The organism is Pseudomonas sp. RIT623 (assembly GCF_004519305.1).
Classification (GTDB): domain Bacteria; phylum Pseudomonadota; class Gammaproteobacteria; order Pseudomonadales; family Pseudomonadaceae; genus Aquipseudomonas.
The window spans coordinates 1-13,527 of the sequence record NZ_SOZA01000064.1 but is presented as its reverse complement, the minus strand read 5'-3'; the positions used below and the strand labels follow the sequence as shown (position 1 = coordinate 13,527).

General features: G+C 68.6%; 3 protein-coding genes. All 3 read right to left on the bottom strand.

All coding sequences use genetic code 11. The annotated features are described in order from the left end of the window. Positions 1-6,290, bottom strand: a 6,290-nt coding sequence (locus E3U47_RS24390) for a non-ribosomal peptide synthetase (protein WP_167659533.1), incomplete at its 3' end; no start/stop codon positions are given. A 1-nt stretch (position 6,291) separates the two neighbouring features. After that, positions 6,292-12,843, bottom strand: coding sequence for a non-ribosomal peptide synthetase (locus tag E3U47_RS24385; RefSeq protein WP_134694131.1), 6,552 nt, complete (start codon positions 12,841-12,843; stop codon positions 6,292-6,294). After that, positions 12,836-13,527: phosphopantetheine-binding protein (locus E3U47_RS24380; protein WP_134694130.1), on the bottom strand; the 692-nt coding region annotated here is incomplete at its 5' end. The genes E3U47_RS24385 and E3U47_RS24380, both read right to left, overlap by 8 nt.

Genomic DNA, 13,527 nt, shown 5'->3' with positions numbered 1-13,527 from the left:
AGCAACTGGATGCCGCTGTCCTCGAACATGTAGCTCAGGCGCTCCGCCGGGTACTCAGGGTCCAGCGGCACGTAGGCGCCACCGGCCTTGAGGATCGCCAGCAGGCCGACCACCATTTCGACGCTGCGTTCGGCCGCGATCCCGACCAGCACGTCCGGGCCGACGCCCTGCGCCATCAAGTGACGGGCCAGCTGGTTGGCGCGGGCATCCAGCTGGGCGTAGCTCAGGCGGGTATCGCCGAATACCAGGGCCTCGGCCTGTGGCGCGCGGTCCACCTGGGCTTCGATCAGTTGCTGGATCGAACGGTCCAGCGGGTAGTCGGTGGCAGTGGCGTTCCACTTTGCCTGCTCGTCGCGCTCGGCGTCGGTCAGCATGGGCAGCGCGCCAAGCAGCGCCTGTGGCGCGCCCGCCATGGCCTGTAGCAACGCCAGCAGATGCGCGCTCAGGGTCTCGATGAAGCCGGCCGGGAAATCAGCCGCCCCATAGCGGTACTCGATGCTCAGCGTGTCAGCCGCGCCAATCGCCACCGTCAACGGGTAGTTGGTCTGCTCGTGGCTGTGCACCTGGCCAAACTGCAAGGCCCCCGGCAAGGCGCCCTGCAGCGCTTCGGACACCGGATAGTTCTCGAATACCAGGATATTGTCGAACAAGGCCTCGCCGCCCTGCCCGGCCCAGCGCTGCACATCGAACAACGGTGTGTGCTCGAACTCGCGCAATGCCAGGTTGGCCTCCTGCACCGCCTGCAACCAGTCCGCCACGCACTGCTCGGGGCGCGGGCTGGCCACCACCGGCAAGGTGTTGATGAACAAGCCCACCTGCTGCTCGATACCCTGCAATTGCGCCGGGCGCCCCGCCACGGTGGCGCCGAAACATACCGTCGACTGCCCGGTGTGGCGCTGCAACAGCAACAGCCAGGCACCTTGCACCAGGGTGTTGAGGGTAATCTTCTGCGTCCGGCAGAAGTTCGCCAGCTCCGTGGTCGCCTGGCGGTCCAGGTGCTGACGATGCAGGCGTTGCCCCGCCTCGCCGCCAACTTGGCGCCGGGCCAGGCGGGTCGGCGTCTCCAACGTGCGCAGTTGATCCTGCCAGAACGCCTGGGTGCTGGCCCCGTCGCGCTCGCCCAACCATTCGATATAGTCGGCCCAGCGTGCCTGCACCGGTGCCAGGGCCATGCCATGGTAGGCCTGCATGATCTCGCCGAGCAGGCGCGAACTGCTCCAGCCATCCATCAGGATGTGGTGATGGCTGTAGATCAGTTGATGACGCTGCTCGCCGGTGCGTACCAGCTGCACTCGCATCAGCGGCGCCTCGGTCAGCGCGAAACCTTGCTCGCGCTGGGTCCGGGCCAGTTGTTCGAGGGCTTGCTCGCAGTCCTCCCGACCACGCCAGTCGAGCAGTTCGAATGGCAGCGCGACCTCGCGCATGACCACCTGCAATGGCTGCGGCACGCCCTCCCAGAAGAACCCGCTGCGCAGCACTTCATGGCGCTGCATGACCTGCTGCCAGGCGGCGCGGAAGCGCTCGCCATCCAGGCCGTCGACGGGCACCTGCAACTGGTTGATATAGTCGCCCGCCTCGGCGTGGTAGAGAGTGTGGAACAGCATGCCCTGCTGCATCGGCGACAGCGGCAGGATGTCTTCCACCGCCGCCAAGTCGACAGGCAGTGCGTCCAGGCTCGCCTGGTCCAGGCCGGCCAGGGGGAAGTCCGACGGCGTCGCGCCCACGACGCCCGGGGTGCAGCAGTGCTCGACCAGCGCCTCCAGGGCCTGGCCATAGGCCTCGGCCAGGGCCTGCATGGCCTGGGGCTCGAACATGTCCGGGCTGAAGCTCCAGTCGATGCTCAGTGTCCCGCCATACACCTGGCCATTGAGGGTCAGCCAGTTGCCCAGCGGGGCGCTGGCGCTCTGCTCCGCGCCGCTGCTCTCGCGGGCCGGCGAGAACAGGCTCGGGGTGTCGTCGGCGAAACTGCCGTCGAACTGCCCCAGGTAGTTGAAGGTGACACGCGGTTCCGGCAACGCGGCCAGGCGTGCGCGCACCTCGGGCTCGCCCAGGTGGCGCAAGGCGGCGAAACCGATGCCTTTGTCCGGCACTGCGCGCAGTTGCTGCTTGGCGACCTTGATCGCTTGCGGCCAGTGCGCCGCCGTGGGCAGGCGCACCGGGTATTTGCAGGTGAACCAGCCCAGGGTGCGGGTCAGGTCGATGCCGTCGAAGATTTCCTCGCGGCCATGCCCTTCCAGTTGCACCAGCACAGCGTCGCGCCCGGTCCAGTCGCCGAGCACCCGTGCCAGCGCGGCCAGCAGCAGGTCATTGACTTGCGTGCGGTACGCTGCCGGGGCCTGTTGCAGCAAACGCTGGGTCGACTCCGCGGACAGTCGCGTGCTGACGGTGGCCTGGCGGTCCTGGCGCAGCGGCACGTCGCGGCGCAGCGCCGGCAAATCGCCGTCGACCCCCTCCAGGGTGCGCAGCCAGTAGTCCAGTTGCTGGGTAGCCAACGCGCCTTGGGCGTGAGCCTGCAGGCGCTCGCCCCACAGTCGCAACGAGTCGGTCTTGGCCTGCAGTCGTGGCGCTTGCCCGGCGGCCAGCTGGTTATAGGCGCACTGCAGGTCCTCGAAGATGACCCGCCATGAAACACCGTCCACCAGCAGGTGGTGGATCACCAGCAACAGCCGCTGGCTGCCATCGTCCAGGTCCAGCAACAGGGCGCGCAGCAGTGGCCCCTGGCTCAGGTCGAGGCTGCGCTGGGTAGCCTCGCACAGGGCTTGCAGGGCCTCGCCTGTCACCCCCTGGTGCTGGCGGCACAACGGCGTGGCCTGCCATTGCTGGCGCTGCTCCTCAAGGCTCAGGTAGCGCGCCTGCCAGCCCTGGGCGCCCTCGTCGAAGCGCTGGCGCAGGCCGTCGTGGTGCTCCACCAGCGCGCGCAAGGCCGTCTCCAGCACCTGGGCATCGATGCGCTGATGCGCCTGCAACAGCACCGACTGGTTCCAGTGATGGCGCTCGGGCACGGCCCGGGCGAAGAACTGCTGCTGGATCGGCAGCAACGGCAAGGCGCCGGCCAGCGGCCCCTGCTCGGCACGCTGGCGCGAGTCGCCGAGCACGGCAACGCTGGCCAGCGCTTGCACGGTCTGGTGCTTGAACAACTGCTTGGGGGTGAACACGATGCCGGCCTGGCGGGCCCGGCTGACCACCTGGATGGACATGATCGAGTCGCCGCCCAGTTCGAAGAAGTTGTCGCCAAGGCCGATCTGCTCGCGCTGCAACACCTCCTGCCAGATCGCCGCGATGCCTTGCTCCAGCGCGCTGCGCGGGGCCACATAGGCGAGCTGCGCGGGGCTGGCATCAGGGGCCGGCAAGGCACGGCGATCGACCTTGCCGTTGGCGTTGAGCGGCAGCGCGGGCAACGCCACGAAATGCGCCGGCACCATGTAGTCCGGCAGCACGCCTGCCAAGGCCGGGCGCAGCTGGGCCGGGTCGACGCCGTCGAGCACCACATAGGCGACCAATTGTTTGTCGCGGGCCAGCACCACGGCCTCCCGGACACCGGCCAGGCGCTGCAGGGCAGCGGCGACCTCGCCCGGCTCGACGCGGTAGCCGCGGATCTTCAGCTGATCGTCGATACGCCCGCGATAGGTCACCCCGTCCGCACCCAGGCTGGCCGCGTCACCCGTGCGGTACATGCGCTGGCCAGGCTGGCCCGAGGGATCGGGGACAAAGCGTTCGGCGGTAAGGCCAGGCTGGCCCAGATACCCCCGCGCCAGGCAGGGCCCGGCGACATGCAACTCGCCCGTCACCGCTGCCGCAACCGCCTGCAGGTCGCCATCGAGCAGTTGCACGCGGCTGTTGGCCAGGGGCTGGCCGAGGCTGACCGTGATCGGCTGGCTGTCCAGCGCCAGCGCCCGGGCGAGGATTCCGACCGTGGCCTCGCTGGGGCCGTAATGGTTGTACACCTGGCAGTCCGGGGCAAGCGTCCGTACTCGGGCCAGCAGCGCCGGCGCGCTGTGCTCGCCGCCAAGGATCAGGCAACGCCGCGGCAGCACGGCCACGGCGTCACTGGCCGACAACAGCGCTTCGAGGTGCGAAGGCACGATCTTCAGCCCATCGACGGCGTGCTTGCGCATGTAGGCGGCGAATCCGTCGCTGTCCATGGCCAGCTCGCTGGCCAACAAATGCAGGGTACGCCCGGCGCACAAGGCACCGAACAGCTGGGTATAGCCCAGGTCGGCGGCGACGGTGGAGACCATGGCCAGGCTGCGTACCGCGCTCAGGTCGATACGCGCGTACAGGCCCGTGAGGTAATTGAGCAGTGCGCGATGGCTGACCATGACGCCCTTGGCCCGGCCCGTGGAGCCGGAGGTGAAGATCAGGTAGGCCAGGTTGTCGGGGCAACCCCCCGAAGCAGGCACGGCGCTCCAGGCCAGGCAGTCATCGACCTGGACCTGCTCGAACGCGCCCTGCAACGGCGCGCGTCCCTGGGCCAGGTCATCGCTCAGCAGCAGCGCCACCTGGGCTTCGGCCAGCAGTTCCTGTTGGCGAGCCGGCGGCGTGGCGAGGTCCAGGGCCAGGTAATGCCCCCCCGCCTTGAGGACCGCCAGCATCGCCACCAGCAGCTCGACCGAACGCTCCAGCGCCAGGCCCACTGCCACTTCCGGGCCCACGCCGCTGGCGCGCAGGCGCGTCGCCAGGCGGTTGCTCCATTGGTCGAGCTCGGCATAGCTCAGTTGCCGCTCGCCACAGACCACGGCAATCGCCTCGGGTTGACGCGCAGCCTGTTGCTCGAACAGTTGATGAATGCCGGCGCAGTCCGGCGCCGGTAGCATCTGGTAGTCAGGCTGGCTGAGCGGCGCCAGGGAAATTTCACCCAGCGCCCTGCCCGGCTCGGCGATCACCGCCTGCAGCAAGGCCAGCCAGTGCTCGGCCATCTGCCGCACGGTGCGCTCGGCGAACAAGTCGCTGGCATAGATGAAACGCGCGCTGATGTCCTGGCCCTGCTCGACGGTTTCCAGGGTCAGGTCGAACTTGCTGTGGCCGTTGTCCAGCGGCAGCTGGCGCACCTGCAATGGCATGCCGGGCGGCAGTTGCACCTGGCCCAGGTCGTTCTGGTGGTTGTGCATCACCTGGAACAACGCGCCATGGCTGAGATCGCGCTGGACCTGCAAGGCATCGACCAGTTGCTCGAACGGCAGGTCCTGGTGGGCCTGGGCTTCGCGACTGGCGGTCCCGACCTGCGCCAGCAGGTCGTTGAACGAGGCCTGGCCGTCGATCCGCGCGACCAGCACCTGGGTGTTGATGAAGAAACCGATCAGGCCACGGGTTTCCACGCGGTTGCGGTTGGCCAGGGCCACGCCGACACGTACCTGCGCCTGGCCGCTGTAGCGGTGCAGCAGCAGTTGCAGGGCCGCCAGCAGCACCACGAACGGCGTCACCCCCTGGCGCTGCGCCAGCGTGCGCAGGCCCTGGGCCAGATCGTTGGGCAGGGCCAGTTCGATACTGGCGCCACGCAGGCTCTGTTCGGCCGGGCGCGGGTAGTCCAGCGGCAGTTGCAGCAGCGGGTGCTCATCGCCCAGCTGGGCTTTCCAGTAGTCCAGTTGGCGATCACGCTCGCCGGCTTCCATCCAGCGCCGCTGCCACAAGGCATAGTCGGCGTACTGGATCGGCAGCGCCGGCAAGGCCGCCACGCGGCCTTCGCTGGCGGCCAGGTAGCCATGGATCAGCTCGTCCACCAGCACCTGCATCGACACACCATCGGCGACGATATGGTGCAGCACCAACAGCATCACGTGCCGGTCCGCCGCCAGGCGCAGCAGGCGTACCCGCACCAGCGGCGCCTGGGCCAGGTCGAACGGCTCGCTGCTGCCGGCCGCCAGGAAGGCTTCGACCTGCGGTTGCTGTTCGGCGTCGGCGAGCGTTTCGATGTTCAGCGTCAGCCTGGCCTGTGCCTCGATCACCTGGCGCGGCTGCCCGTCGTCGGCGACGAAACGCGTGCGCAGCGAGGCATGGCGCGCCAGCAGGTCATCGAAAGCCTGCTGCAGGGCCGCCAGGTCGAGCGGGCCCTCCAGGTTCAGGGCGCTGGTGATGTGGTAGGCGCTGCTGTGCGGCTCCAGCTGCCAGAGGAACCACTGGCGTTGCTGGGCGTAGGACAGCGGCAGCGCATCGAGCTCCTCGTGCATGGCCGGGATCGGCAGGTTGCTCAGGCTCATGCCACGCTCGGCGAGCTTGTGCAAAAAGACCTTGCGCTGGGCCAGAGGCAGGCGGATGAAGCGCTGCACCAGCGCAATGTTGTCCTGTACAGCCATCTCAGAGGGTCTCCAGCTCGTCAAGAAGATCATGCATGTCGCTCAGGTCCTGCTCAGGGTCAGCGCTCACGCGGTCGGCCAGGGCCGCGCTGTATTCGTGCAAGGTCGCGGCCTTGAAGATCAGGTCCAGGGCGATGTCGGCCGCCAGCGCCAGTTGCAGCTGGGCGGTGGCCTGGGTGGCGAGCAGCGAGTGCCCGCCCAGTTCGAAGAAGTTGTCGTCGCGACCGACCCGCTCGAGCTTGAGCACGGCCTGCCAGACCACGGCCACCTGTTGCTCCAGCCCAGGCCGTGGCGCCACGAAGTGACGTTGCAGGGCGCTGGCATCGACCTCGGGCAGGGCCTTGCGGTCGATCTTGCCGTTGGGCGTGAGGGCGAAGCCTTCGAGCAGCATCAGGTAGCTGGGGATCATGTAGCCCGGCAGGTTGGCCTTCAGGTGCAGGTTGAGCTGGTCGCGCAGGGCCTCCTGGCCCGCCGCGTCCAGCGCCTGCTGCGCCACCACGTAGCCGACCAGCTGCGCGCCGGTCGGCCCCTGGCGGGCGATCACCAGCGCCTCGCGCACCACGGCCACGCCTTGCAGGCAGGCCTCGATCTCACCCAGCTCGATCCGGAAGCCACGCACCTTGACCTGATGGTCGACGCGGCCCAGGTAATCGACCACGCCGTCGACCCGCTGGCGCACCAGGTCGCCACTGCGGTAGGTACGCGCGCCCGGCGCGCCGTGTGGATCGGGCACGAAACGCTCGGCCGTCAACCCGGGGCGACGCAGGTAGCCGCGAGCCAGGCCCGCACCGCCCAGGTAGAGCTCGCCGGGGTGGCCAAGCGGCACCCGCTCGAGCTGGTCGTCAAGCACCCGTACGCTGCGATCGCCAATGCGCGTACCGATCGGTGCATAGGCGGCGTCGCAAGCATCCTGCTCGCCGGCCTTCCAGATCAGCGGGGTAACCACGGTTTCGGTAGGACCATAGCCATTGATGATGTAGCGCGGACGCAAAGCGCGACGAGCCAGGTCGTAGCTGGCCTGGGGCACCGCGTCGCCGCCGAAGCAGTACACCCGCACCGGCGGCGGGTTGCCGTCGCGCTCGGCATGCTCGGCCAGTTGCTGCAGGTACGCCGGCGGGAACGCAGCCACGGTCACGCCGTGGCGGTGCATGGCCTGGTAGGTCTGCTCCGGGGTCCACAGGCCAGTGTCGCGAATCAGCAGGCGCGCGCCATGGCTCAAGGCGGTGAGCCAGCGTTCATGGGCACCGTCGAAGGCGAACGACATGAAGTGCAGCTCACAGTCGTGCTCGCTCATCTCGTAGCGCTCGCCAATCGCCAGGCAATGCATGACCAACGGCCCGTGAGCCACCGCCACGCCCTTGGGCTTGCCGGTGGAGCCGGAGGTGTAGATCACATAGGCCAGGTTGCCCGGCTGCACGGTGCGCTGGGGCGCCTGGGCCGGTTGCGCGCTCAGCTCGACCTGGTCCAGGGCCAGGCAGTCCAGGCCGTCTGGCAACGGCAGGCGCGCGGCCAGGTGCGACTGGCTTAGCAGCAGGCTGATGCCGGCATCCTCGATCAGGTAGGCCAGGCGCTCGCGGGGATAGTCCAGGTCCAGCGGGGCATAGGCGGCCCCCGCCTTGAGCACCGCCAGCAGTGCCACCAGCATCTGTGGGCTGCGCTCCAGGGCCACGCCGACCAGGGTTTCCGCACCTACGCCGCGAGCGATCAGCAGGTGCGCCAGCTGGTTGGCCTGGGTGTCCAGCTGGGCGAACGTCAGCTGCTGGTCAGCGCAGATTACCGCCAGTGCCTCGGGGCGGCGTGCGGCCTGGGCCTGGATCAGTTGGTGGATACTGCGCGCGGTGGGATAGCCCGGCTCATCGACGCTCCATGGGCGCATGGCCTCGAGCTCGGCGCGGTCGAGCATCGGCAGTTGCCCAACTCGCTGCGCCGGGTCGCGGACCATGGCCTGCAGCAAGTTGCGCCAGTGCCGCCCCAGCCGCTCGATGGTCGAGGCCTGGAACAGGTCGGTGGCGTAGGTCAGGGTCGCGTCGAGGGTATCGCCCGAATCGAAGGTGTCCAGGGCCAGGTCGACCTGTGCGGTGACGCTGTCCCAGTGCACGGTTTCGATCTGCAAGGCACCGAGGTCGCCCAGGCGGGCCGCGCGCGGATCACGGTTCTGGTGGTTGTAGATCACCTGGAACAGCGGGTTGTGGCTGAGGCTGCGCTGCGGTTGCAACACCTCGACCAATTGCTCGAACGGCAGGTCCTGGTTGGCCTGGGCATCCAGCGCCGCGGCCTTGCTGGCCTGCAGCAGGTCGAGCACGCAGGCTTCGGGCTGCACCTCGACGCGCAGCACCTGGGTGTTGACGAAGAAGCCCAGCAACGCTTCGGTTTCGACCCGATTGCGGTTGGCCATGGGCACGCCGACGCGAATGTCGGCCTGGCCGCTGTAGCGGTGCAGCAACAGCTGGAACGAGGCCAGCAGCAGCATGAACAGGCTGGCCTGCTGGTCCTGGGCCAGCTGGCGCAGGGCCTGGACCAGCTCGGCGGGCAACTGCACCTGCACTTGCCCGCCGCGGTGGCTCATCTGCGCCGGGCGCGGGTAGTCGCTGGGCAGTGCCAGCACCGCATCGCCGCCAGCCAGACGCTGTTGCCAGTATTCCAGTTGGCGCTGGCGCTCGGGCCCGGCCAACCATTGGCGTTGCCACTGGGCGAAGTCGGCGTACTGGATCGGCAAGGCCGCCAGCTGCGCCTGGCGGCCTTGGCTGGCGGCGCCATAAAGCTCGATCAGCTCGTGCACCAGGCGTTGGATCGACCAGGCATCGGAGACGATGTGATGCTGGGTCAGGACCAGCACATGCTCATCGCTGCCCAGTGGCGCCAGGCAAGCCCGCAGCAGCGGGCCGTTGGCCAGGTCGAAAGTGCGCTGGGTCTCGGCCAGGACGAAGGCTTCGATCCGCGTCGACAACGACTCACCAGGCGGCAGGCTGGCCTGGCGCAACGCCAGCGTGGCAGCGTCGGCGATGACCTGCAGCAGCTCGCCACCGTCCTGGCGGAAGGTGGTGCGCAGCGGTTCATGGCGGGCCACCAGTGCATCGAGACTGTGCTGCAGTGCCGCCAGGTCCAGCGGGCCACGCAGGCGCAGGGCCATGGGCACGTGATAGGCGGCGCTGTGCGGGTCAAGTTGCCAGAGGAACCACTGGCGCTCCTGAGCGAACGACACCGCGAGCGGCCGGTCACGCTCGACCGCGCGGATCGTCTCGCCGTCCACGGCGTCGGCGGCGCCCAGTGCCGCGCAGAAGTCGCGCAGCCCGGAGTGCTCGAACAGGGTCCGCAGGCTCGCCTCGACCGCCAATGCCTGGCGCACGCGCGACAGCACCTGGGTCGCCAGCAGCGAGTGGCCGCCAAGTTCGAAGAAGTCATCGTCCAGGCCGACCCGAGGCAGGTGCAGGATCTCGGCCCAGATCGCCGCCACGCCCTGCTCCACCGCACTGCGCGGCGCGACATAGGCGCGCTGCGCCTCGGTCGCGTCCGGCTGCGGCAGCGCCCGGCGGTCGAGCTTGCCGTTGCCGGTCAGCGGCAGTGCATCGAGCAGCAGCACGTGGCTCGGCACCATGTACGCCGGCAGATCGCGCTGCAATTCGGCGCGCACGCTATCGCGCAACGCGGCCGGGTCAAGCTCGCTGGCGACGACCAGCCAGGCCACCAGTTGCGGGCCGTTGACCCCGTCGACGGCCAGCACCACGGCCTCGCGTACCTGCGGGTGCTGCAACAGGCGGGCTTCGATCTCGCCCAGCTCGACACGAAAACCACGAATCTTCACCTGATGATCGATACGCCCGACATACTCGATCGCGCCGTCCTGGCTGAAGCGGGCCAGGTCGCCACTGCGATAGAGCCGCGCGCCAGGGGCGCCGAACGGATCGGGTACGAAGCGCTCGGCACTGAGCGCCGGGCGTTGCAGGTAACCACGGGCCAGGCCCGCGCTGCCCACATACAGCTCGCCGATACAGCCTTGCGGGACCGGGTCGAGGGCCGCGTCGAGCAGGTACAAGGTCTGGTCGGGGATCGGCTCGCCGATCGGGCTGGCGCTATCACTGCGCAGGTCAGCCAGGGACAGCGGGCGGTAGGTGACATGCACCGTGGTCTCGGTGATGCCGTACATGTTGGTCAGTTGTGGCTGAGCGTCACCGAAGCGCTCGAACCACGGGCGCAGGCTGGCTACCTCGAGGGCTTCGCCGCCAAACACCACATGCCGCAGGGCCAGCGCCGGCACCTCGGGCCGCGCGCAAGCCACCTGCATCAGCTGGCGGAACGCCGACGGGGTCTGGTTGAGCACGGTCACCCGCTCGCGCTCCAGCAAGGCCAGGAACTCTTCCGGTGAGCGGGTGAGCGCCTGGGGCACTACCACCAGTCGACCGCCCTGCAACAGGGCACCGAAAATCTCCCACACGGAAAAATCGAAGGCATGGGAATGGAACAGGCTCCAGGTGTCGTCGGCGCCAAAGCCAAACCACGAGTCGGTGGCGGCGAACAGGCGCAGCACGTTCTCGTGGGGCAGCAAGGTGCCCTTGGGCTTGCCGGTGGAGCCGGAGGTATAGATCACATAGGCCAGGTTGCCCGGCTGCACGGCGACCTCGGGGTTGCCAGGGTCACTCGACACCCCCGGCTCGGCATCGAGCAGCACCCGCGGCAAATCGGCAGGCGGTTGCAGGCGCTCGAGCAAGGTCGTCTGGGTCAGCAACAAAGCGATGCCGCTGTCTTCCATCAGGTAGGCCAGCCGCTCGCGGGGGTTGCTGGGGTCCATCGGCACATAGGCACCGCCAGCCTTGAGAATGGCCAGCAGGCCGACCACCAGGTCGAGACTGCGGGCCACCGCCAGCCCCACTCGCACTTCCGGGCCAACCCCGGCGGCGATCAGCCGCGCAGCCCAGTGGTTGGCCTGGGCGTTGAGTTCGCCATAGCTCAGCTGACGGTCTTCGCAGGTCACGGCGATAGCCTGCGGACGGCGGCGCGCCTGCTCCTCGATGCAGCCGTGCAGGGTCTGTGTCACCGGGAACGGACGGGTGGCAGGGTTCCAGGCGCGCAGATGGTGCTGGCGCTCAGCGTCCTCGAGCAACGGCATGTTGCCAACGACTGCCTGCGGGTCGGCGACGATGGCCGTCAGCAGCTGCTGCCAGTGGCGCATCAGCCGCGCGACGGTGGCGGCCTCGAACAGGTCGCTGGCATAGGTGAGGCAGGCATGCAGGCCCTGGGCGTTCTCGCTGGTGTCCAGGGTCAGGTCGAACTGGGCACCGGGCTGCGCCTGTTCGAGCAAGGTCACCTGCAGCTCGCCAAGGCTCAGGCCCTGGGTCACGGCCGGCTGCACCTGGTGATTGAACATCACCTGGAACAGTGGGCTGTGGCTGGCGTTGCGTTCCGGTTGCAGCGCCTCGACCAGTTGTTCGAATGGCAGGTCCTGGTGCGCCTGGGCCTGCTGCACGGTTTCATGCAGGCCGCGCAGGTGCTGGCTGAAACTGCCATGCAGGTCGAGCGGCGCGCTGATCACCTGGGTATTGACGAAGAAGCCGATCAGTCGTTCGGTCTCGGCGCGGTTGCGGTTGGCCAGCGGCACACCGATGCGTACCTCGGGCTGACCGGTATAGCGTTGCAGGAGCAGCTGGAAGCTGCCCAGCAGCACGGTGAACAGACTGACATCGTGGCGCTGGGCGAGCTGGCGCAGCGCGACAGCCAGCGCCGTGGGCAACTGCACGCTCTGGCTCGCGCCGCGCCCACTCTGGCGCACGGGGCGCGGGCGATCGAGCGGCAGTTCGAGCACATCCTGGTGGCTGCCCAGGCGCTCGCGCCAGTACTGCAGCTGACGCTCGCCCTCGCCCGCCTGCAGCCACTGGCGCTGCCACAAGGCATAGTCCGAATACTGGATCGGCAGCACCGGCAGTAGCGCCGGCTCGCCACGGCAAGCGGCGCGGTAGCATTCGAGCAGTTCCTCGACCATCACCCCCATCGACCAGCCGTCGGTGACGATATGGTGCAGGCTCACCTGCAGCAGATGGTCGTCCGCGCCCAGGGGCTGTACCCGTACCCGCAACGGTGCGCCCTGGGCCAGGTCGAACGGCGTGGCGGCCTCATCGCGCAGGCGCGCATCGATCAGCTGTTCGGCGCCAATTGCCGGCTGCGCCGCCAGGACCTGCCAGTCCGGCTCGCTGTCGGCCGACACCTGCTGCAAGGCCTGCCCATCGACTTCGAGGAAGCGCGTGCGCAGGCTGGCGTGGCGCGCCAGCAACTGGTCGAAGGCACCCTGCAGCGCGGCCAGCTCCAGCGGGCCGCGCAGGCGCAGGGCCAGGCACAGGTTGTAGGCACAACCTTGTGGGTCGAGCTGCCAGAGGAACCATTGGCGCTGCTGGGCATAGGACAACGGCAGCGGGCCACGCTCGATGGCTGGCACGATCGGCAGGCGCGCTACATTCACCCCGGCCTCGCCCAGCTTGCGGAACAGCTGCTGGCGCTTGTCGCTGTCCAGCCCGCCGATTCGCGTGGCCAGCTCCTGCGAGCGTGCGGTTTGGGGCTTAAGCATTGTGTTCCTCCAGTTCGTCGAGCGCGCCGAAGATCAGGTCCAGTTCGTCGCTCGGATCGTTGTCGGCCATGACGGCCTGCACGTGCGCCGCCAGCTGATGCAGGGTGCGCAGTGCGTAGAAATCGTTGATGGCCAGTTCGATGCCCAAGGCGCCGCGCAAACGGGCCAGCAGCATGATCAGTTGCAGTGAATGACCACCGAGTTCGAAGAAATCGTCGTCCAGCCCCACCCGCTCGACCTTGAGCACTTCCTGCCAGAAGCCGGCCAACTGGCACTCCAGTTCGCTGCCTGGGGCGCGGTAGGCCGCGGCGCCCGCGCCGGCCTGCGGGTCGGGCAAGGCCCGGCGTTCCAGCTTGCCATTGGCCGACAACGGCAGCGCCTCGAGCAGCACGAAGTGCGCCGGCAGCATGTAGTCCGGCAGGCTGACCTTGAGCGCTGCCTTGAGGCTGTCGACCAGGCCGGTGCCGGCAGCGACGGGCACCACGTAGGCCACCAGTTGCGCGCCGCGTGCGATCACGGCGGCCTCGCGCACGCCATCCTGTTCCAGCAGGCGTGCTTCGATCTCGCCCAGCTCGATGCGCAGGCCACGGATCTTCACCTGGTGGTCGATTCGCCCGCGGTATTCGATCACCCCGTCCGCGCGCTGGCTGGCCAGGTCGCCGGTGCGGTACAGCCGCGCACCCG